Source organism: Halorhabdus utahensis DSM 12940 (assembly GCF_000023945.1).
GTDB classification, from domain to species: domain Archaea; phylum Halobacteriota; class Halobacteria; order Halobacteriales; family Haloarculaceae; genus Halorhabdus; species Halorhabdus utahensis.
Map to the genome: position 1 here is coordinate 2,028,041 of NC_013158.1, position 21,253 is coordinate 2,049,293.

23 protein-coding genes are annotated in these 21,253 nt (G+C 63.2%); 10 read left to right on the forward strand and 13 right to left on the reverse strand.

Annotation, left to right across the window (positions count from 1 at the left end):
- Window positions 1-9: 9 nt before the first annotated feature.
- Both HUTA_RS09825 and HUTA_RS09830 read right to left on the reverse strand, forming a co-directional pair.
- Window positions 10-1,257: a Re/Si-specific NAD(P)(+) transhydrogenase subunit alpha gene (locus HUTA_RS09825; RefSeq protein ID WP_015789746.1), complete on the reverse strand. Its 1,248-nt coding sequence runs from the start codon at window positions 1,255-1,257 to the stop codon at window positions 10-12.
- A 209-nt stretch (window positions 1,258-1,466) separates the two neighbouring features.
- Window positions 1,467-2,126, reverse strand: coding sequence for an RNA ligase partner protein (locus HUTA_RS09830; protein ID WP_015789747.1), 660 nt, complete (start codon window positions 2,124-2,126; stop codon window positions 1,467-1,469).
- Window positions 2,127-2,261: 135 nt separating this feature from the next.
- Here HUTA_RS09830 and HUTA_RS09835 point away from each other — a divergent pair, with 135 nt between their 5' ends.
- Complete coding sequence (locus HUTA_RS09835; RefSeq protein WP_015789748.1) at window positions 2,262-2,654, forward strand: DUF6276 family protein; 393 nt, start codon at window positions 2,262-2,264, stop codon at window positions 2,652-2,654.
- Window positions 2,655-2,878: 224 nt separating this feature from the next.
- Here HUTA_RS09835 and prf1 read toward each other — a convergent pair whose 3' ends face one another.
- Window positions 2,879-4,132, reverse strand: coding sequence for a peptide chain release factor aRF-1 (gene prf1 / locus HUTA_RS09840; RefSeq protein WP_015789749.1), 1,254 nt, complete (start codon window positions 4,130-4,132; stop codon window positions 2,879-2,881).
- 261 nt (window positions 4,133-4,393) lie between these two features.
- Between prf1 and HUTA_RS09845 the strand changes: the two genes are divergently transcribed.
- Window positions 4,394-5,212, forward strand: coding sequence for a MinD/ParA family ATP-binding protein (locus HUTA_RS09845; RefSeq protein ID WP_015789750.1), 819 nt, complete (start codon window positions 4,394-4,396; stop codon window positions 5,210-5,212).
- Window positions 5,213-5,251: 39 nt separating this feature from the next.
- On the opposite strand, the gene argS is transcribed toward HUTA_RS09845, so the two are convergent.
- Window positions 5,252-7,003, reverse strand: a complete 1,752-nt coding sequence (gene argS / locus HUTA_RS09850) for an arginine--tRNA ligase (protein WP_015789751.1) — start codon at window positions 7,001-7,003, stop codon at window positions 5,252-5,254.
- Window positions 7,004-7,164: 161 nt separating this feature from the next.
- Here argS and HUTA_RS09855 point away from each other — a divergent pair, with 161 nt between their 5' ends.
- The 6 genes from HUTA_RS09855 (at window position 7,165) to HUTA_RS09875 (ending at window position 12,395) form a co-directional block, all read left to right on the forward strand.
- Window positions 7,165-8,199 (forward strand): NAD(P)-dependent alcohol dehydrogenase, encoded by a 1,035-nt coding sequence (locus HUTA_RS09855; protein WP_015789752.1) that lies wholly within the window; start codon window positions 7,165-7,167, stop codon window positions 8,197-8,199.
- Between the two features lie 128 nt (window positions 8,200-8,327).
- Entirely contained in the window at window positions 8,328-8,558 is a 231-nt protein-coding gene (locus tag HUTA_RS09860) for a DUF433 domain-containing protein (protein WP_015789753.1), read from the forward strand.
- Between the two features lie 382 nt (window positions 8,559-8,940).
- Window positions 8,941-9,933: a 4-demethylwyosine synthase TYW1 gene (twy1, locus tag HUTA_RS09865; protein WP_015789755.1), complete on the forward strand. Its 993-nt coding sequence runs from the start codon at window positions 8,941-8,943 to the stop codon at window positions 9,931-9,933.
- A gap of 176 nt (window positions 9,934-10,109) precedes the next feature.
- Window positions 10,110-10,436 carry a hypothetical protein gene (locus HUTA_RS15310; RefSeq protein WP_143920357.1) on the forward strand — a complete coding sequence of 109 codons (327 nt, stop codon included), beginning with the start codon at window positions 10,110-10,112 and terminating at the stop codon, window positions 10,434-10,436.
- Between the two features lie 270 nt (window positions 10,437-10,706).
- Window positions 10,707-11,408 (forward strand): DUF120 domain-containing protein, encoded by a 702-nt coding sequence (locus tag HUTA_RS09870; protein ID WP_015789757.1) that lies wholly within the window; start codon window positions 10,707-10,709, stop codon window positions 11,406-11,408.
- 63 nt (window positions 11,409-11,471) lie between these two features.
- On the forward strand, window positions 11,472-12,395 hold the full coding sequence (locus HUTA_RS09875) for a branched-chain amino acid transaminase (RefSeq protein ID WP_049941299.1): 924 nt from the start codon (window positions 11,472-11,474) through the stop codon (window positions 12,393-12,395).
- Between the two features lie 23 nt (window positions 12,396-12,418).
- Here HUTA_RS09875 and HUTA_RS09880 read toward each other — a convergent pair whose 3' ends face one another.
- The gene (locus HUTA_RS09880; RefSeq protein WP_015789759.1) at window positions 12,419-13,045 is read right to left on the reverse strand and encodes a DUF502 domain-containing protein; all 627 of its coding nucleotides are present in this window, start codon (window positions 13,043-13,045) and stop codon (window positions 12,419-12,421) included.
- 99 nt (window positions 13,046-13,144) lie between these two features.
- On the opposite strand from HUTA_RS09880, the gene HUTA_RS09885 reads away from it, so the two are divergent.
- Window positions 13,145-13,639, forward strand: a complete 495-nt coding sequence (locus HUTA_RS09885) for a CBS domain-containing protein (RefSeq protein WP_015789760.1) — start codon at window positions 13,145-13,147, stop codon at window positions 13,637-13,639.
- A 37-nt stretch (window positions 13,640-13,676) separates the two neighbouring features.
- A complete protein-coding gene (locus HUTA_RS09890) occupies window positions 13,677-14,615 on the forward strand; it encodes a DMT family transporter (RefSeq protein ID WP_015789761.1) in 939 nt (312 codons plus the stop codon).
- Window positions 14,616-14,621: 6 nt separating this feature from the next.
- On the opposite strand, the gene HUTA_RS09895 is transcribed toward HUTA_RS09890, so the two are convergent.
- The 8 genes from HUTA_RS09895 to HUTA_RS09930 form a co-directional block, all read right to left on the reverse strand.
- The gene (locus tag HUTA_RS09895; RefSeq protein WP_015789762.1) at window positions 14,622-14,864 is read right to left on the reverse strand and encodes a hypothetical protein; all 243 of its coding nucleotides are present in this window, start codon (window positions 14,862-14,864) and stop codon (window positions 14,622-14,624) included.
- A gap of 238 nt (window positions 14,865-15,102) precedes the next feature.
- Entirely contained in the window at window positions 15,103-15,582 is a 480-nt protein-coding gene (locus tag HUTA_RS09900; protein WP_015789763.1) for a metal-dependent transcriptional regulator, read from the reverse strand.
- 173 nt (window positions 15,583-15,755) lie between these two features.
- Window positions 15,756-16,454: a TMEM165/GDT1 family protein gene (locus HUTA_RS09905; RefSeq protein WP_015789764.1), complete on the reverse strand. Its 699-nt coding sequence runs from the start codon at window positions 16,452-16,454 to the stop codon at window positions 15,756-15,758.
- The gene (locus HUTA_RS09910; protein ID WP_015789765.1) at window positions 16,451-17,149 is read right to left on the reverse strand and encodes a metal-dependent transcriptional regulator; all 699 of its coding nucleotides are present in this window, start codon (window positions 17,147-17,149) and stop codon (window positions 16,451-16,453) included. The genes HUTA_RS09905 and HUTA_RS09910 overlap by 4 nt, the downstream gene beginning before the upstream one ends.
- Window positions 17,150-17,225: 76 nt before the next feature.
- Window positions 17,226-18,044, reverse strand: coding sequence for an Nmad3 family putative nucleotide modification protein (locus HUTA_RS09915; protein WP_015789766.1), 819 nt, complete (start codon window positions 18,042-18,044; stop codon window positions 17,226-17,228).
- Between the two features lie 100 nt (window positions 18,045-18,144).
- Window positions 18,145-18,621 carry a 6,7-dimethyl-8-ribityllumazine synthase gene (gene ribH / locus HUTA_RS09920; protein ID WP_015789767.1) on the reverse strand — a complete coding sequence of 159 codons (477 nt, stop codon included), beginning with the start codon at window positions 18,619-18,621 and terminating at the stop codon, window positions 18,145-18,147.
- A gap of 51 nt (window positions 18,622-18,672) precedes the next feature.
- Window positions 18,673-19,911, reverse strand: coding sequence for a 3,4-dihydroxy-2-butanone-4-phosphate synthase (gene ribB / locus HUTA_RS09925; protein ID WP_015789768.1), 1,239 nt, complete (start codon window positions 19,909-19,911; stop codon window positions 18,673-18,675).
- A complete protein-coding gene (locus HUTA_RS09930) occupies window positions 19,908-20,543 on the reverse strand; it encodes a riboflavin synthase (protein ID WP_015789769.1) in 636 nt (211 codons plus the stop codon). The genes ribB and HUTA_RS09930 overlap by 4 nt, the downstream gene beginning before the upstream one ends.
- Between the last annotated feature and the right edge of the window lie 710 nt (window positions 20,544-21,253).

Here is a 21,253-nt window from a genome sequence, read left to right on the forward strand (position 1 = left end):
CGGGGTGACTTACACATCGTTCCCTCCGTCCGTCGGTGCGTCCTGTGTCTCTGCATTCGTGTCGTCACCGTGCTCGTCGTCCGCGTTAGTGGCTCCCTCCTCGCCATCCATCGAATCGTCCCCGTCGGACTCGTCCTCGTGGGGGGCTCTGACCGTCCCGTCGTGGGTGAGCAGCGTCGCGTCGACGATCTCGTCGTCGATGTCGATCGTCAACTCGCCCTCCTCGACCAGAAGCTCGAAGAGATTCCGGAGATTGTTGGCGTACAGCTCACTCGCCGTCCGGGGCAGCGTCGAGGGCAGGTTCGTCGGCCCAAAGACCGTGACCCCTTCGTACTCGACTCGTTCGTCGGGTTGGGTGACATCGCAGTTACCGCCGCCGTCGGCTGCGAGGTCGACGACGACCGAGCCGTGATCCATTGCGGCGACGGCGTCTTCCGTGACGAGTCGGGGGGCCGGTCCACCCGGGACCGCCGCCGTCGTGATGACGACGTCGGCCTCGGCGACGACCTCGGCGAGTTGGGCGCGCTGTTTCCGGTAGAACGCCTCGTCCATCTCCTGGGCGTGGCCCTCCTCGTCGGCGGCGTCGTCGGCGTGAACATCGAGTTCCACGAAGTCGGCCCCGACGCTCTCGATCTCCTCGGCGGCTTCGGGCCGGATATCGTAGGCCCGGACAGACGCCCCGAGTCGGTCGGCGGTGGTGATCGCCTGGAGGCCGGCGACGCCTGCGCCGATCACGAAGACATCGGCGGGCTGGACGGTTCCCGCCGCGGTCATCTGCATCGGCACGAGCTTGTCGAGTTCGCTTGCGGCCTGCACCATCGCTTTGTAGCCCGCGAGGTTGGCCATCGACGACAGCGCGTCCATGCTCTGGGCGCGGCTGATCCGCGGGATGAGTTCGAGGGCGAACGCGCTAACCTGCCGTTCGGCCAGAGTCTCCAGAACCTCGTCCGAGACGTCGTAGGGGCCAAGCAGGCCGATGACGGTCTGGCCCTCGCTGTAGACCCCGGCATCGCTGCCTTCGATAGCGCCGAGTGCTTCCACCTCGAAAATGACTTCGGCACCGTCGAACACCGCGTCCCGGTCGCCGAGGACATCACAGCCCGCGTCGTCGTAGTCTTCGTCCGCGAACCCGGCGGTTTCGCCCGCTCCCGCCTCGATGAGGACCTCGTGGCCGTCTTCGACGAGATCTTCAGCCACTGACGGGACCACTGCGACGCGCGTCTCATTGCCGGACGCGGTCGGGACGCCCACGATCATCGGTATGTGGACGACCCCCGCTGTAGTCGAGTTCTCGATACAACTGCGTTCGTGTGTACGGACCGATACATAGCGTGATGGCGTCCCATAGCGTAGTCGGTAGTGGAGCCACTGGCTTTGCGGTATTATGGCTTTCGCAAAAAATACGCCAACCGAAACAGGGAGTTTCAAATTCCGAACCGGAAACCGCCTGCCTGCGCGACGATCGCTCACTCGATGCGTTTGCCCGCCGCTAAATACTCCTCGAGCAGCGACGGGAACGACCGCCCCCGCAGGTACCGCAGGCCGAAGTCCTCCGCCCAGTTGATGATACCAGTGTCTTCGGTGACGACGCCCGCTTCGAGTTCGCGGGCGAGGATCAGCAAATCGAAGTCCTCCCTGGAGTCGAGCACGCCCTGCCGGAGCGCCCGTCGGTACTCGTCCCGGAGATCCGAGATGACCTGGTCGACCTCGCTCATGTGTTCGTTGTCGGTCGCCGGGTCGTCGCGGGACTGCTCGGCCTTGCGGACGGCCTTTTCGGAGACCCGGAGGCCGCGGTTGACGCGTTCGCTCATCTCGTCGATGAAGCCGTAGACGATTTCGGCCGGAATCATGAGTTCGTACTGGGCCGGGCTCTTCGTGATGACCCAGGTGTTGAGTTTCGCGATCGTCTCATCGCTGACGTCCCGATCTTCGAGCATCGTCGTCAGCTCGTCGTTGATCGACGGCGGCATGTAACACGAGATGTTGTGTTCGAGCTTCGCCTCCGCGACGAGGTCGAGCAGGCGACCGACCGCTTCCTCGATCTCCTCGTCGTCCTCTCGGATCTCCGGGGTGATGAACACCGACGTGTCGAGGACGAATCGCTGTTTCAGCGGACGTTCGGCCATAGTGGGACGTTCACATCCTGCCCCCAAATGTGCTCCGGCGAGGGGTACTGTCCCGACAACTGGCAACGGCGAAGCGATCATGGCCGTCGATCCCAGACAGCGTACCTTTTTGACTCAGGTCCCCGTAGTTCCACTATGCACTGTCCGGACTGTGACACCCGGATGCTCGCGTTCGCCGTCCCGGCCGACTTGCGGGACTATCTCCCGGGAGAGCAACCCGGTGCGGCGATCTGTCCCCGGTGTCTCCAGCTCAGGCCGGCCACCGACCCGCCCGAGGCGGTCCCCGATTTCCGGCAGATAGACGATTCCTTCCCGGCCCAGTCAGCGGCTGCGATCCCGATGGCTCTCGTCGTCGGCCTGCTCTCGTCGCTCGCGATTCACCGCCAGGAGATCTCCGCCCTGCTCGAACGCGTCGAACACGCGGGTGTCGACCCGCTGCTCGTCGTCGACCGGCTATCGGTCGCCGACGGCGTCGAGACCGAGATCGATCTCGAGGGACGACGCAGACAACTCGAACAACTGCTGTGAGGCGCCCGGACACCCAATCAGTTGGGTAGCCTGCATAATTGCCCTCCGGTCCTCCCATGTATTGCGGACAATACGACGCGTCCGCACCGAACCCCCGAGACGCCATTCGACGATCGATCCCCAATCCAACTGGCGTTGTGTCGACGCCGTGTCGGCACGCCCCCCTGGGCCGACACGGTATCCACTTCACGTCGACACGTTCTCGCACCACACCGAACGGACGATCAGACGCCCGTCGAGTACCGCAGAATGCCGGCGACGCCGCCGAAGGCCGTCAGCAACTGCTCGCCCTTCTCGAAGTCAGTCGAGACGAAGACCGTCTCTGTCCCCCGCTGTTCGGCGATCCCGATCAGATGCTCGATAGCGTCCTCGCGCTCGCCGGTCTCGACGGTTTCGCTGCAGGTCGAACAGGTGTGTTCCGGCGTCTCGGCGCTCCGATCGACGAGTTCGTGTTCCTCGTGGTCGTTCGCACACTCGTAGGTGACGGCGTCCTTCCGGAGGTCCTCGCTGATGAGGAGTTGCTCGACCGACCCCATCATGAGGTTCTGGCGGGTCTGGTCGAACCCGTAGGTCGCCAGATCGCCGTCGTGGAGTTCCTTGAAAAAGCGCTCCATGACCTGCTTGTCCTGGAGCATCTCGCGTTCGGCCAGGACCTCCTCGGCGGCGTCGACGAGGTCGTGAAGGCCCGACTCGTCGGTGTAGGCGACGTCGAACTTCCCCAGGACCATGTCCCCGATCTCGTGATGGAGGTAATCGCCGTCTAAGAACTCGTCTTTCGTCGGCGAGGGGCCGCCTACGAGAATCCCGTCGAGGTCGTGTCGCTCGGGAACGAACAGGTCGTTGGCCATGCCGGCGACTTCTTGATAGAAGTTGTCGATCGCCTCCAGCCGCAACCGGGCGAAGCGCTGTGCGGACTGGCCACCTTTGCGCTGTTTGCCCGGCACGAGCGAGGAGGCGGACTTCACCGGATCGACACGCTTGCCCCGGAGCCACCCGACGTTGGCCTCTCGCCGGTCGAGGACGATCAGGCCGAACAGCCCCTTGTCTTCGAGCATACCCTCCAGTGGTTCGAGCAGGAAATCCGAGTCACAGTGGTATCTGAAGGACTGGACGGGCTGGGGTGGGCTCTCCAGGACGCGAGTGATCATGTCCGTCCGGCCACCGCCGGTGTCGACGGCCCCGGAGAACAGCACGAGACCGTTCTCCGGCGGCTTGTTGTCGTAATACCGGAGCCGGTCCTTGATCGACTTCAGGGCGTCTTGGACGTTCGTCCGGGTGTCCTTTGACTTGATGTTGCTGGCTTCACTGTGTTCCTGGGTCACGTGAGCCACGACGTCGCTGATCTGGGTGTCGTCGGGGACGTAGATCGTCACCAGCTGTGTGCCGGACCCGTCAAAGTCTTCGAGTTCCTCGATCACCTTCCGGAACTCGTACTTCTGGCGGTCTGTCTGCCCCTCATGTCCTTCCTGGCTACTCATTGGGAGTCTCTAGTCGGATCACCGGTAAGTATGCTTTGACCGCCTCCGTCAGCCACTTGCGAGCACGTCTCAGCGGGAACCCGGGATGCCCCTCACAGCGGGTACCTGTGTGTCCCCTTTCAGTGGGCATTCGTGCGTGTCGTTTCGGTGTCTGGTGTAAACTGAGGGATCGTCCGCCGGAAGACGGAGCATATCAATTTCGTGGGAGCTACACGGACGCGGGGCTTTATATACTTCCCTCGTGATTATCAAGCCAAGCGAATGACGGGGCACGTCTTCACTGTCGCAGGCGGCAAGGGTGGGGTCGGGAAGACGACGACGGCCGTCAACGTCGGTGTCGCACTCGAGGACGCCGGCTACGACGTCGTCGTCGTCGACGCCGACCTCGGCATGGCGAACCTCGCGGCGATGGTCGACGTCGAGTACGACAGCAGCCTCCACGAGGTCCTCGCCGAGCGCGCCGCTGTCAGCGACACTCTGACCGAAGCACCAGGTGGATTAACGGTCGTTCCCGGCGAGCAGAGCCTTGAGGCCTTCGCCGACGCCGATCCCGCGAAACTCCGGAAGGTCATCAAGACGCTGAGCAACGCCTACGACGTGGTGTTGATCGACACCGGCGCGGGATTGAGCCACGAGGCGACAGTTCCACTGGGGTTGTCCGACAGCGTTCTGCTGGTCACGACGCCCGACACCGTCGCGGTCGGCGACGCGAACAAGACCGCCGGGCTGGCCGAGCGTGTCGACGGCGAGGTCATCGGGTCGATCCTGACGCGAGCGACCGGCCCGGAGGACGTCGAACTCGTCGCCGAGGATCTCGGCGCGGACCTACTCGCCATCGTCCCCGAAGACTCCGAGGCGACGACCGACGAACCGCTGGTACTCAACTCCCCCGATAGCCCCGCCGCGGAGGCCTACCGGCGGCTCGGTGAGATACTTGAGGACATCCTCATCGGCGAACCTGCCAGGTCGATCGACGAACAGGACACCGTCTGGTTCCCGAGCGAGGACGAAGCGGCCGACGAGGAGGAAGCGGACGAGGACGAGGAATCCGGCGGCGTCTTCGGCGTCTTCGGTCGCTGAGGATCGGTTTCACTCTGCTCCGACTGTTCTACCGGCCGCCTACATCGAGTTCGGTGCCTCAACGCCGAGCGCGTCGAGTGCGTTGGCGACCGTGGTCCGCGCCGCGGCCACCAGCGCCAGCCGCGCCGCCCGTGTCTCCGGGTCGGCGTCGAGCACGGGACATTCTCGGTAGAAGGTGTTGAACGCTTCGGCGATGTCGCGGGTGTACGTCGCGACGACGTGTGGCCGGAGCTCCTCGGCCGCCTGCTCGATCACGCCGGGGAACCGCGCGATCGCACGGAGCAAGTCGCGTTCCGCCTCAGTGGTCAGCGTCGCCGCACTCACCGTCTCGGGCACCTCGTAGCCGGCATCTTTCCCCTCGTCGATGATGCCACAGCAGCGGGCGTGGACATACTGGACGTAGGGCGCCGACTGGGCCTCGAAGTCCAGCGCCCGGTCCCACTCGAAGGTGATGCCCTTCGTGGGCTGTTTGGCAACGACATCGTACCGGACGGCCCCGATCCCGACCTGGTGGGCGATCCGCTCGACGTCCGCCCCGTCGAGGTCGTCGCTCCGCTGGCGGTCCTCGAGGCGGTCCTCGACCTCCTCGCGGGCGCGGTCGATCGCCTCGTCGAGCAAGTCGTCCAGATCGACGCCGGTTCCCTCACGGGTACTCATGCCGCCCTCGGGCAGGTTGACCCACGAGTAGAAGACCTGCTGGAGGCGGTCGGTGTCGTGGCCCAGCAGATCCAGCGTCGAAGAGAGCTGATCGGCCTGGAGTTTGTGATCCTCGCCGAGCACCGTCACCGCCCGGTCGAAGTTATCGAACTTCCACTCGTGGTGGGCGAGATCCCGCGTGGTGTACAGCGAGGTCCCGTCCGACCGGAGGAAGACGAGGTTCTTCTCGAAGTCCGGCAGGTCGAGTTGCCAGGCATCCTCCTCGAAGACGGCGGCGTCGAGTTCCTTGAGGCGATCGACGAGGTCGTCGGTCGACCCGTCGCGCATGAACCGCGTCTCCTTGACGAACTCGTCGAACTCGGCGGGCAGCCGTCCGAGGGTCTCGCGCATCCCGCCCAGAACCGTATCGACGACCTCGCTCACGCGCTCGTAGGTCTCCTCGTCGCCCTCCTCTAAGCCCTGGAGGATCGCCCCGATCTCGTCCTCGGCGGCTTCCTGCTCCGACTCGCTGGCTTCCTCAAGGTAATCGTTAGCCGCCCGGTAGTACCGCACCATCTCGTACTCGGGGGACTCACGCTCGGGTTCGGGGAGGTCGCTTTCGTCGAAAGTCTCGTAGGCCCAGGTGAAGACCGCGATCTGGCGGCCGGCGTCGTTGACGTAGTAGTGGCGTTCGACGTCGTTGCCGGCGTATTCCAGCACGCGAGCCAGTGCGTCCCCCACGATGGGGTTGCGCGCCCGGCCGACGTGGACCGGGCCGGTCGGGTTGGCGCTGGTGTGCTCGACGACGACAGAGTCGCCGGTGTCTTCGAGCGTGCCGTAGTCCGCTGCCTGGGCGGCTTCGAGCGTCCCTTCGAAGTAGCGATCGCTCGGCAGGAAGTTGACGTAGGGGCCCTGGGTCTGGACGCTTCCCACGTAGTCGTACTCGGCTGGGTCGATCTCGCTCGCGATGTCGGCGGCGATCTTCGGTGGCGGTGCGCCCGCCACGTCGGCGAGTCGATAGGCAGCGCTGGACGCCAGGACGGCCGGGACGTCTTCCGGGGGGCGTTCGATCCCCAGATCGTCACTCGGCAGGTCGAGCGCCGAGAGCGCCTCGGACAGTGCGACCTCGACCTCGTCGCGGAATGTCAGGAACATACCCACGGTATTCCACCGGCGACCATAGGGATTACGAGATGGCGAGGCGAACGCTTCCGGATCCCGGAGGGTACGGCGTTCATCGGAACGAACGACACTTCGAGTGACCTGTTCGATCGTAGTCTGTGGGTTATATACCGCTGGCCCAGCAATCTCGGGCCATGCAGACGGCAGTCCTCACTGAAGATCTCGAGTTCGAGTTCGAGGAGCGCGAGCGACCGACGCCGGCGAGCGACGAGGTGCTCGTCGAGATGACCGACGTCGGGATCTGCAAGTCCGACGTCCACTACTGGGAGCACGGCAAGATCGGCGAGTACGTCGTCGAGGACCCGCTCCTGCTTGGCCACGAGAGCGCGGGCGTCATTGCCGCGGTCGGCGACGACGTCGAGGGACTCGATATCGGCGACCGCGTCGCACTCGAACCGGGCATCGTCTGTGGCACGTGCGAGCACTGTCGTCGCGGCGAGTACAACCTCTGTCCGAACGTCGACTTCATGGCCACGCCGCCCTTTGACGGCGCGTTCGCGGAGTACGTCGTCTGGCCGGCCAATCTCGCACACGTCCTCCCCGACAGTGTCTCCCAGGTCGAGGGCGCGCTGTGTGAACCCTTCGCGGTCGGTCTCCACGCGACCCGTCGCGGGAGCGTCGGCCATGGCGATACCGTCGCAATCTTGGGCGGCGGGACCGTCGGCTCGGTCACGATGGAGGCCGCCAGGGCCGCAGGCGCGACGGACATCATCGTCGCGGACATCGTCGACAGCAAGCTTGAACGTGCGGAGGAACACGGCGCGGACGCGACGGTCAACGTTCGCGAGGGTGACTTCGCCGCGACGGTCGATGAGTACACCGACGGCCGGGGAGCCGACGTGGTCTTCGAGGCGACGGATTCCGAACCCGATGTCGAAGCGCTGATTGACGCGGCCCGCCGCGGTGGAACGGTCGTCATGATCGGTCTCGCCGACGAGGCGACCGTCGAGGTCGACGCCTTAGAGATCATCACCAACGAACTCGACGTGCTGGGTTCGTTCCGGGACGCCAACCGCTACGGCCCGGCGATCGACCTGCTGGCCGAGGGTGCCGCCGACATCGAGTGGATCGCCGACTTCACCGAGCCGCTTGCCAACGTCAAGGAAGCCTTCGAGCGCGCCCACGATGACGACGATGCGATCAAGGGCATGATCTCGATCGGGGAGTAGTAGGCTGCTGTTGACGAGCAGAACCGGGTTTGCCACCAGTGACGAGCTCGAAAACTGGATCAGCATACTTCTGGTCAGCGACTTCATGCGACCGCAAGTTGAAGTTGCAGAGCGTCCAAAGAGTCAGTATGGGAATCGTTCGAGACCCCGACCACAGTGATGGCACGCCGACGGTCGAGGGAACAGGGATCCGGGTGAAGGATATCGCCTCGGCGTACGAACACAGCGGCTACGATCCGGACGAGATCACGCAACTGTACCCCGATCTCGCGCTCGCAGATGTCCATCGAGCACTGGCGTACTATTACGACCACATCGAGGACTTCCGATCGCCGTCTTCGGAGCAAGCGACCGCATGACTCGGCCGTTGTATTGCGACGAGTGTATGTGGGTGTGACGGTTTCTGAAGCTTGCCTTTCGACGGGGTAGACGGTCGATGACACAGAACAGATCATTTGAATTCACTTCTCGAAAGTCACAAAGTGCGTATATTTCAAGTAGACCAACCCGGTTTGCTCTAGTAGGCGATCGTACTATCGGGTAGAGTACCACGTCGCCTGTTGGAGGAGACAACCATGGACAAAAATGAACCAGAGAAGCGAGCCGACAAGGGGCCAGATGCTGCCTATCGGAAGCGTGTTCGGGACCTGATTTCGAAGCACAAAGACACCCTCGACCTTCTCGAGTGAGAATCCCCGCGATCCGTGTTCTTTTGGTGTTCTGTGAGATAACCAGTGCGTAATGAGCGACGACACTCGCCAGGTCACCGATCCCGACTACCACAGCGAGGGCCACACCGCGGCCCAGACCTGCGGGTGGACTGACAACGCCCTCCGGGGGGAAGGCCGCTGTTATAAGTACGCCTTCTACGGAATTCGCTCGCACCAATGTATCCAGATGACGCCGGTCGTCCGGTGCAACGAGCGGTGTGTCTTCTGCTGGCGCGATCACGCCGGCCACACCTACGAACTCGACGATGTCGAGTGGGACGACCCGGAGGCAGTCGTCGACGCCTCGATCGACCTCCAGCGCAAGCTCCTCTCGGGCTATGGCGGCAACGACGACGTCCCGCGCGAGCGCTTCGAGGAGGCCATGGAACCCCGTCACGTTGCAATTTCCCTCGACGGCGAGCCCACCTTGTACCCCCACCTGCCCGAACTCATCGAGGCCTTTCACGATCGCGGGATCACGACCTTCCTCGTCTCGAACGGAACGGACCCGGAGATGCTCGCGGAGTGTGATCCCACCCAGCTGTACGTCTCCGTCGACGCCGCCGACCGCCGGACGTTCGACGACGTCGTCAAAGCTGTCGAGGACGACGCCTGGGATCGCCTGATCGACACGCTGGACGTCCTCGCCGCGAAGGACGACACCCGGACGGTCCTCCGGACGACGCTGATCGACGGCTACAACATGGCCCGGCCAGCGTGGTACGCCGCGGTGGCCGATCGCGCGGACGTCGACTTCTACGAGTTGAAGGCCTACATGCACGTCGGCCACTCCCGCGGGCGGCTGGATCGGTCGTCGATGCCCGACCACGACGATGTCCTGTCCTTCACCGAGGCTGTCGGCGAGTTCCTGCCCGCCCACGACGTCATCAAGGAGTCGGCGGACTCCCGGGTCGCGATGCTCGCCCGCGAGGAAGACACCTGGGTCGAGAAACTCGCGCCCGACAGCGACTTCTGGGAGGAGGGGACGACGACTGGCTGGACGCCGAAGGGCGGTCGGTCGTGAGATCAATCTAGCGGGAATCTCGACTCAGAAAGGTTACAGACTCCTGAACTACGAAAATCGGCGTCCTCATAGGGAAAAGTTTTCATCAAATAACCGTACAGAAATCGTCATAAATTACCTCGGTAATTTGAGTGGTCAAAGCATTGAAGGTGGATAGAAACAAACTTGAAATAGATATGGATCTTCCTGATCTTCCTTATGATAATATTCATAAATTCTTGAGTACCATTGGTTTCATCCTTATTCTTGCAGCGCTGTTCGTAGAACCCGTTTATCTCGATAGTCCTGAAATCCTATCCGTTGGAGCTGTTGCAATGATACTCGGCCTTCTCGGCTGGGGTATTGAACTGTTAAAACTCCCGTATGTCAAAGAACTGAACCAGAAAGGGAACTTGTCTTACAAGGAAAAGAGAAATGGACGACGATGGAGTAAAATATTGCGGGGGCTCCGTTTCGTTCTCCCAATTACGTTTATAATCATATCTGCAATGATACTCTTATAGTACAAATATCTCAAGAGACCTTGATCTCACGCGGTTCGGTTTATTATCTTAAACATATAAATACTGATGAATAAAACTAGACCTGCCGAATTTTGAATCAAAAGGATCCATCCGGGTTATGTGCCCGATATCTCGCACGGCAGTCCTGACTGCCCTCGGAAAAGGGCGTGCGAATACAGGACTCCTTTCCCGATCCCTCCAAAACCGTCCGTGGGAACGCCCCTGCCGCTCCCGGTGTGTTTATCCGTGATCCCGTCCAATCCGGCGGCGATGGCAGACCTCCCGGACGAGTCGATCGGATACGCCGAACTGGCGACGCTGAAACTGCTGGCGCTGGCCGGCGCGGTCGACGGCGACGCCAAGATCACCGGCTCCGGCCTCGCGTCGAAACTCGACGCCTCCACCCAGACCGCCTCGCGCCGCCTCCAGCGCCTGGAGGACGCCGATCTGGTCGCCCGGGAGATCGTCAGCGACGGCCAGTGGGTCCGGGTCACCGACGACGGCGAGCGCCTCCTCCAGGAGGAGTACGCCGAGTACCAGCGCATCTTCGAGCACGGCATCGGCGTGACGCTCGCCGGCGCGGTCGAGAGCGGCATGGGCGAGGGACGGCACTACGTCTCGCTGTCGGGGTATCATAGACAGTTCGTCGACAAACTCGGCTACGAGCCATATCCTGGCACCTTCAACCTCACGCTGGACGACCGCAGCGCCCGTGCCCGGGCGCGGATGAACGCCCTCGACCCGGTCGTCATCGAGGGCTGGGCGGACGGCGACCGGACCTACGGCCCGGCGTACTGTTATCCGATCACCCTCGAGAGCGACGCCGCGACGTACGAGGGTGCCCATGTCGTCTCGCCCGAGCGGACCCACTACGACGACGCCGAACTGGAGATCATCGCCCCCGACCAACTCAGGACGGAACTCGGCGTCGAGGACGGCGATGTCGTGACGGTCCACGTTCACGAGCGGTGATCGGCCGGCCCTGAGCCACACGAACCGTGAACACTCTTAACGGAGGGGTGCTTTTGCGCGAGTATGAGTTTCGAGGACATGGACGTCGGGACGATCTGGATGGACGGTGAATTCGTCGACTGGGAGGACGCACAGGTGCACGTCCTCACGCACGGACTCCACTACGGGACGGGCGTCTTCGAGGGCGTCCGGAGCTACGACACCGACAACGGCGCGGCGATCTTCCGGTGGGAAGACCACCTCGATCGGCTCTATCAGTCGGCCAAACCCTACGGGATGGAGATCCCCTTCAACCGCGAGGAACTCACCGAGGCCACGCTCGAACTCATCGAGCGCGAGGACCTGCCGTCGTGTTACATCCGCCCGATCGCCTTCTACGGCTACGACATGCTCGGGCTGAACCCCGGTGACGCCCCCGTGAAGGTCGCCATCGCCGTCTGGCCGTGGGGCGCGTACCTGGGTGAAGAGGCACTCGAAGAGGGCGTCGACGTGGCGATTTCCTCCTGGCGGAAGTTCGCGTCCAGCCAGATCCCGACCAACGCAAAGACCACCGGGCCGTACGTCAACAGCGTGCTGGCGAGCTTAGAGGCCGAGGAGAACGGCTACACCGAGGCGATCCTCCTCAACAAGGAGGGGCAGGTCGCCGAGGGGCCGGGGGAGAATCTCTTCCTCGTCCGGGATGGCGAGATTCACACGCCGGGCCTCGCCGAGTCGAACCTCGACGGCATCACGCGCCAGACGGTGATCGACCTCGCCGAGGAGCGGGGCTATACGGTCCACGCTGACGCGACCATCTCGCGTGGCGAACTCTACACCGCCGACGAATTGTTCTTCTCGGGGACGGCGGCGGAGGTCACGCCGATCCGGAGCGTCGACGACACCGAGATCGGCCTGGGCACGAAAGGCCCGGTCACTGACGAGATCCAGCAGGCGTTCTTCGACGTCGTCGAGTCCGGCGAGCGCGAGGAGTGGTTCACGTACGTTTGAATTACGGAGGCAGGACGCGCACGTCAGTCGGCGTCGCGCTCTCCGTCGGGACTCCCGCCAACTTCACTGACGACATCTTCGACGTCGACCTGAATCGATTTTTCGTCGCTCTCGCCGAAGCCGGCACTGAGAATCCGGGTCAGTGCGTCCTCGACGCGCTCGTCGATCTCCGTATAGCGGTCGGGTTCGACTTCGACGACGAACCCCGTCGTGATGTTCGGTGCGGTCGGGAGAAACAGCACGTCCCGTCCGTCTTCGGTGGTTTTGCCGGTCAGAAACGCGGTCATCCGCATCCCGTCCCAGGTCTCGAGCTTGACCGGTGCCTGGAGTTCGTCGGTGCCCGAGAGCGCAGTTTCGGCTGCCATCTTCGAGGCGTTGTAGACGACGCGCAGCCCCGGCAGCTGGTTCATGAGATCGTCGATCGCGTCCTCGACGATCGAGCCGACGGCGGTCCGCATCAGATACCCGACGGCGAACACCAGCAGGATGAACACGACGATCGTCAACCCGACCCGAAGCGGTGCGGGTTCGACCGGCAGTGGAATCCCCTCCAGGCGGTTGTACAGCCACAGGAGGACCATCACGGTGACCAAAAGCGGCGTGATGACGATCAGTCCGCTGGCGAAATCGCGCTTCCACGTCGAGGCCATTGTGGATATCCTGTTACGGGTCCGTAATGAGACTTCCTGTTATGCGCTACTGTTCGTCTCACCGGAATACATACGGCGTCGGGGCGTGTGCGTCGGAGCATGATCCGTGCCCGCGACGTGATGACCGAGGACGTCGAGACGGTCGCCCCTGACGACGAGATCAGCGAAGTCCTCACCCGACTGGCCCGTGCGGACTTCAACGGGTTTCCGGTCGTCGAGGACGGGGCCGTCGTCGGCGTCGTCACCGAGGAGGACCTCGTCGACATGTTCCAGCCCTCGAACCGAGTGCTGTGGATTCCGATCGGCTTTCCGCCGTTCCTGGAGAGTCGGACTTACGGCTTCGACCTCTCGTGGGACGACCTCGATGTCGGGATCGACATGGTCAAAAGCGCCCGCAAGCCGATCAGCACTGTCATGACCGAGGACGTGGTGACTGTCGATCCCGATGCTGATCTGGACGAACTCCTCGGACTGCTGGCCGACACGTCCCGGAACATCAACCGGCTACCCGTTCTCGACGACGGCCAGTTGGTCGGGATCGTCACGCGTCAGGATCTCCTGACGGCCCTTGACGACGAACGAAACGAGCGCTGAAAGGGATCGTCCCGTCGAGCGAGATGGAAACCAGTAGGTGCCCCAGGATCGAACGCCGACTGTGCGCTATCGAAACGCCACCGCGTTTCTTGCTCTCGGCGCGATCTGGGGGAGCGCGTTCGTCGCGATCAAGGCCGGCCTGTCGGCGTTCCCGCCGGTTCTGTTCGCCGCACTCCGCTACGATGTCGCCGGCGTCATCGTGCTAGGCTACGCCGCGGTCGTCACTGACCCGCTGCCCGAGAGCCGTCGCGACCTGGCGGCGATCATCGTCGGGTCGACTCTCCTCATCGCGGGATATCACGCCCTGCTGTTCGTCGGCGAACTCGAAACCACGAGCGCGACCGCAGCGGTCATCGTGAGTCTCTCGCCGGTACTGACGGCCGGGTTCGCCCGGCTTGCCCTCCCGGGGGACCGTCTTTCGGTTGCCGGCGTCGCCGGACTCGCCCTGGGGTTCGCTGGCGTCGTCGTCATCGCCCAGCCTGATCCCGCTCGACTCCTCTCCAGTGACGTCATCGGGCCGCTGCTCGTCTTTGGCGCTGCGTGCGCCTTTGCCCTGGGAAGTGTGCTCACCCGCTGGCTCGACGCTGAACTGTCGATCGAAGCCATGGAAGGGTGGTCGATGGTCGGCGGAGCCGTGCTGATGCACGTCCTCAGTCTCGCGCTCGGGGAGTCACCGGCCGCAGTCGAGTGGACGCCGACTGCCCTGCTTTCGCTCGGCTATCTCTCGCTGGTCGCGAGTGCGCTGGGCTTTCTTCTCTATTTCGCCCTGCTGGATCGACTCGGCCCGGTCGAGATCAACCTCGTCTCCTACGTTGCGCCCGTCTTCGCCGCGCTGACTGGCTTTCTCCTGCTGGGGGAACGCATCGACGTCGCGACGGCTTCCGGGTTCGTCGTCATTCTGGTTGGATTTGTCCTGCTAAAACGGGATGCGATCCGTGAGACGTATGTCGGTTGGCTGGCGGAAGCGCAACCGTAGTGGTCGCTATTCGCGGCCGTAGGTGTGGCCGACGTACAACGTGAAGACGTTGAGCGCGAGCAGCGCGAGGAACGCGGCCAGCGTCGTCCACTCGCGCAGTCCGGACAAAAGGAGGGGAACCTGGACGAACGGGAGGGCGATCGACGCCCAGAACGCGACCCCCTGGACGGGTTCGAGGAGGTGACGCTGGACTGACTGTGCTTCGGTCGGCGGCGTGTGGTCGGCGAGTGAGGGATTCGAGTTTGACATCGGGGACACCGTCGCGTGTTTCACTCATTGAGCGATATCCCCATATAACCCGGCGAGCCTTCGGGTCGTTTCAGCTCGTTTTACTCCCTCTACTGAGGAACTATTGACATTTTATGACGGGCTGAAACTGCCGGAGACGTTTTACAATGCACTCTCGTTCCGTAACATCTGAATGGCGAACAGCCGTCCCACAGCGGAGCGAAGCAGATCAGCCCCGCTGTGAGCGGGGGCAACCAGATCACGCGGAGCCGACAGTGAGCTGGGCACACTCATCGGGCTCCGTCGCCCGGCACGTCCGGTCGCAGGGATGGTCGATCCGTTCGGCCAACCGGTTGAGGCCGGCGTCGGGGAATTCGAACCCGATGCGGTAGGCGGTCTCGACGTCGATATCGAGTGCGAGTTCGCGTTCGAAAAACTGTTCGGTGACGCACCGTCGCCACAGCAGATGGCGGGCGAGCACCTCTCCTTTGCCCGTCAGCGTCGTCCCCTTGTAGTGTTCGTGATCGACGAGATCGCCGTCGCCGAACTTCTCGACCATCTCGGTGACGCTGGCGCGGCTGACGTTCAGACGGTCCGCGAGATCACCGGTGGCGACCTGTTCGCGATCGGCCAGCGAACACCGCAACAGGCCACAGAGGTACTTGCCGCCGGTTCGCGTGACTGACCGCGAGAGCGCCGTGAGCGATACGTCCGTCGGGTCCATTCGATCCTGTGTCATGTGTCTCCCCTCACCGCCACTGCTTGTCCGCTCGATCGCTTTGCTTTCCGTCTCCGAGCACGTAACGTGTTACTACGAAAGACGGATGCATAACGCTTCTGGGGAACGCCACCTGGCGAGAATCGGACACATCATCGAAACGATTCGATCTCACTCCCTGGCACGCCGACGGATCAGACTGCCGCCAGCACGACCGAGGAGATCGTCGTGATGATCTCTTCCCATAGGGAGAAGCCGGCCACGATCTTCAGGACGTTGTCCGCGGCGAAAAAGCCAAACAGCGCCGCCCCGCCGAAGTGCGCCTTCCGGAGATTGACCATGTGGGAAAACCGGTGGAAGAAGTAGGCGTTCAGCAGGCTGATCGGGATGATCGCCAGCATCTCGCCGACCCAGATCGCCGAGGTCGCGCCGTAGTCGGCCGCCAGGCCGATGGTCACGAGCTGGGTTTTGTCGCCGAACTCGCCGGCGGCCATCATCGCGAAGATCGGAAGCCACCCCCCGAGCAGTGCCGGCACCTCGTAGCCGAACACCGACACGTCGAGCGTCCCGACCGACTCCGTGACGCCACCGTCTGTCTTGGTCGTCGAGTCGTTCGGTTCGGGGGCCGATCGGATCATGAGCACCGCGAAGAGGACGAACAGTCCGGCTGTGAATGCCGTGAGATAGATCTCCGGGAGCGCGTTCTGGAGGGCGTTCCCGAAGCCGATCTCCAGGGCCGTCCACCCGGCGAAGGCGGTCCCCGCCGCCGAGACCACGACGAGGGGATGGTACCGCGTCGAGAGCCCGGCGATGATGAACTGGACCTTCTCGCCCGGCAACACCGCTAGTTGCATACCGAAGGCGACGACGAGAATCTCCAGGTACTCTGTCACAGCCCGGGCACCTCCTCGGGGACGGCATCGCTCTCTTCAGCAGGTGTCTCGACGTAAACGGACTCGGCCACGGCCGCCGAGAGGTGCTGAGTCCCCTCCTCGTGTTCGAGGACGTAGACGTCGACGGGGGTGACGTCGGTCACCGTCACCTTTCGCCCGGGAACGATCCCGCTGTCGGCCAGGTACTGCAGCGTCTCCTCGTCGCGATCCCGGACGGTCGCGACGACGATCCGTTCACCTGATTCACACGACGAAAGCGGGCGCGTGTCGGCGTCGGCCGGCGGTTCGAGGTCGACGCCAGGGATCGGCTCGCCGTGTGGATCGACCGGCGGATGCCCCAGCAAGTCGGCGATGCGCTCCTCGAAGGACTCGCTGATGTGGTGTTCCAACCGCTCGGCCTCGTCGTGGACTTCCCCCCACTCGTAATCGAGGTGCTCGACGAGGTAGGCTTCCAGAAGCCGGTGGTGGCGCACTGTTTCGAGCGCGATCCGGCGGCCGTGTTCGGTCAACTCGACGCCGCTGTATTTCTCACGCTCGATCAACTCCTCGTCGGCTAGCTTTTCGAGCATCCGCGTGGCCGTCGGTGCGGTCACGTCTAGGGCGTCGGCGATGGCCGACGTCCCGACGGGCGCGCCCTCCTCGCGCTCGAGCCGATAGATCACCTTGAGATAATCCTCCATGACGTCCGTCTGCATTGGTGGTTTGATTTAGCCGTATCAAACTATTAAGGCTGGCGGAGGAAACTTCTGTGTTCGGCAATAGAAATGGCGTTCAACGCGCTCCCGGGATCCCGTTTCGATCCCGGAACGTCTCGCCCGACAGATCGAAACACATGGCTGGTTTCCGGGTCAGTGCGACGGGATCGGCGTCGGGTGCACGCAGGTCCCACTCGTCGGCGATCCCCTCGCGGAGGTAATATCCGACGCGCTCGTTGCCCGGTTTGACGTATCGCTCGCTGAGGCGGATCGGGTCGCGTTCGAACAGGCCGCCGGGTTCCCGCCCTTCGACGATGGCGACGTACTTGTCCTCGGCACCGACTCGGTCGTAGTAGAGTTCGCCGCCGTCGGCCCGCTTGGCGTGGGCGTTTTCGGGATGGTCGGCGAGGAGATCCCGTTTCTCCGCCGGGGAGCGTCCGGCGGTCGTGACGACCGATTCGGCGGTGAAATACCCGATCAGGTATCGGTGTGGATGCCCCCCGGGCGGCGCGAGTCCGGCGTAGAACCCGACGACATCGCCGGGATCCAGCGCTTCGAGCAGCCGCACGTATCCCTGTCGCTGATCGGCGCTGCCGCGGTGTTCGCCGTAGGTGAGCGCGTCGAAGTTCGGATCCCGATGGAGCGGCCAACCGGCGATCCGTTCGGGGTCGGTGACCCACTCTTCCTCACGGCCCGGAGCCGGCCGGATCTTCGAGAGGAGATCTGCGGCGACGCCGCCGTTCCGAAGCGGCCAGGTCCCGAACGTCTCGGATTCGTCGGTTTCGGGCGTTTTCTCCGGGATCGGGACGTACTCGAAGGTCCCGTCGTCGTACAGCGGGAGGTTCCGCCCGACATTGGATTGATCCGCGCCGACGCCTGCGAGGACGACTGTCATCACTCCCGGTAGGGGATCCCCGGGGAAAAGGCATTGCCGTGGATGGGGCTATCGGGAACTCCTCTTGGCGGGCGGACTCCACCCTGAAAGCGTCGTCCGCTTAGAACTCGTCGAGGAGGTTCGCCATCTCGATGGCACTTTCGGCGGCCTCGCTCCCCTTGTTCCCCTGCTTGACGCCCGCGCGATTGATCGCCTGCTCGGTCGTGTCCGTCGTGAGTACACCGAACGAGATCGGAACGTCGGTGTCGAGAGTCGCCTTCGCGACCCCCTTGGTTGCCTCGTTGGAGACGTACTCGAAGTGCGGAGTTTCGCCGCGGATGACCGCGCCGAGTGCGATCACGGCGTCGTAGTCGCCGCTTTCGGCCATACGTTTGGCCATCAGGGGGATCTCGAACGAGCCGGGAACGCGGGCGACATCGATGTCGTCCTCGCTGGCCCCGTGACGGGTCAGCGTATCGAGCGCGCCGTCGAGAAGTTTGCCGGTGATGAGGTCGTTGAATCGGCTGACGACGATGCCGACGGTCAGTCCACTCGCGTCCAGTTCGCCTTCGAGTTCGGTGACGTCGTAGTCTGTCATGGGTGAAAGAGTGTTGTGTCGGGTGGTAAGTGTGGCGTTGCGCGATCGTCTTCAGTCGGAGTTGAACACGTCGAGTTGATGGTCGAGCTTTTCGGCTTTGGTCGCGAGATAGGCCTCGTTCTCGGGGTTGGGTTCGATCTCCAGGGAGTCGATTTCGACGTCGAACTCGAACCGTTCGAGCGCGGCGGCCTTCCGCGGGTTGTTCGTCAGCAGACGCACGCGATCCAGCCCGATGTCCCTGAGCATCTGGGCGGCCGCGTCGAAGCGTCGCTCGTCGGGTTCGAACCCGAGTTCGACGTTGGCCTCGACGGTGTCGTAGCCGTGCTCCTGTAACTCGTAGGCCTTGAGTTTGTTGAGCAGGCCGATCCCGCGTCCCTCCTGATCGAGGTACAGCAGGACGCCACCCTCGTCGCTGATGCGTTGCATGGTCTCTTCGAGCTGGAACCCGCAGTCACACTTCAGGGAGTGCAAGGCGTCGCCGGTCAGACACTTCGAGTGGATCCGGACCAGCGGCCGGTCGGTCTCGGGATCGACGTCGTCGAGGTTGACCAGCGCGACGTGGGTCTCGCCGCGGTAGTCGTACCCGTACATGTCGAAGGTACCGAACGCCGTCGGCAGCCGGGTGTCGACTTCCCGGGAGACGAGCGTCTCGGTCAGGTGGCGATACTCGAGGACATCGGCAACGGTTACGATCGGCAACTCGTGTTCGTCGGCGAATTCCAGCAGCCGATCCTCCCGGGCCATCGTGCCGTCGTCGTCGACGACCTCGCAGATCACGCCGCCGGGCCGGTAGCCGGCGATTCGGGCGAGGTCGACCGCCGCTTCGGTGTGACCCTCGCGGTCGAGCACGCCGTCGGCTTTGGCCTCCAGGGGGAAGATGTGTCCTGGTTTGTCGAGATCTGCCGGTTCGGTCTCGGGATCGACCAGCGCCTGGACCGTCTCGGCGCGATCGTACGCCGAGATGCCCGTCCCCGTCGAGGCGGCGTCGACCGAGACGGTGAAGCGGGTACTCATCTCCTCGGTGTTCTCGGAGGCGGGGACCATCTGTTCGAGGCCCAGATCGTCCGTGATTTCGGGGCTGACAGGCGCACAGACCAGTCCACGGCCGTGCTTGAGCATGAAATTCATCTGCTCGGGGGTGATCGCCTCCGCGGGCACGTACAGGTCGCCCTCGTCCTCGCGACTCTGCTCGTCGACCAACAGGATCATCTCGCCGTCCTCGATGGCGTCGATCGCCGTCTCGATGTCGTCGAAGCGCGAGCGATCCCGGTCCGATTCGATGACTGTCATTGGTTGAGTGCTTCGAGTTTGCTCATGAGGTCCGTCTCGCCGTCTGCCTCCCCGGCCAACCGCTCGACGTAGCGTGCGATCACGTCGACTTCGAGGTTGACCTCGTCGCCGACGCCGGTCTCCGTGAGGATCGTCTCGTCTTCCGTGTAATCGGTGATCGAGACGCTGAAGGTCCGATCGACGTCGACGACGGTCAGGCTGACGCCGTCGACCGCCACCGACCCCTTCTCGGCGAGGTAGGGCAACAACTTCTCCGGCGGTCGGATCGAGTAGATCCGTGCTTTCTCCTCGCGGCGGAGATCGGTCACGACGCCGGTCCCGTCGATGTGACCCGTCACGAGGTGGCCGTCGAGGCCGTCGTTCAACTGTAGCGCCGATTCGAGGTTGACCGGACTGCCCGGCTGTAGCTCACGAAGGTTGGTCCGCCGGTAGGTCTCGGGCGTCACCTCGACGGTGAACGTCTCGGCCGATTCGTCGATTTCGACGACCGTGAGACACGGACCGTTGACCGCGACGCTGTCGCCGAGTTCGAGGTCGGTCAGTTCCGTCGAGTGGACTGTCAGGACGAGCGCGTTCGCCCGCCGGTCGATGGCCTCGACGGATCCGACGTCCTCGATTATGCCCGTGAACATCGTTCCCCTCGTGTCGCAGGAATACCGGAGTGCGTCCGAATCGACCGGTCCCCTGTGTCCGGCCAGTTCGACGCCCGGATTGTCGCGTTCGCGTCACCTCGATGCATTCCCATAACAGTTGGCCGCGCACCCGTATAAAATAATTGGAATCGGTCTCAATTGTGTATGGGCTGGGTTAGCGTCTCCGTCTGAACCATGTAGCTGTTTGACGGGCACGGATCAACCGGTTCGAATGGGACGGCCCACTTGTAGAAGCACGCAGCCGGATTTGACAAATCCATCAGCTGCTCGCTGTTTCACACTTGGCTTAAAACACCTTTGAATTACATTTATTCCGATACATTTATATCGTTTTTACTTATCAGGCATCAATATGGTTTGGCGTGGGGACACAACGGCGCAAGCGTATGACCGGAACGAAATTAGACGTAGACTGTTTGCACTGATCGCGGCAGTACTACTCGTCTCTTCTGCGATAACCGCACCGATCACGGCTGCGGGGTTTCAGGATACGGATTCGTCCATTATGTCGTCGTCCGGCAACGTCGCAACTGAACCATCATCACCGAATGTAGCCAATCCTGAAATTGCACGATCTGGCAATGGTACCCTCTCCATCGTCTCTTCGATTCGGGGGCCGCGTTCGCTGTTGGCTAATGCCTCGCTACGGCTCGAACGCCTCAACGCAACCCAACAGACGAAACAGATTC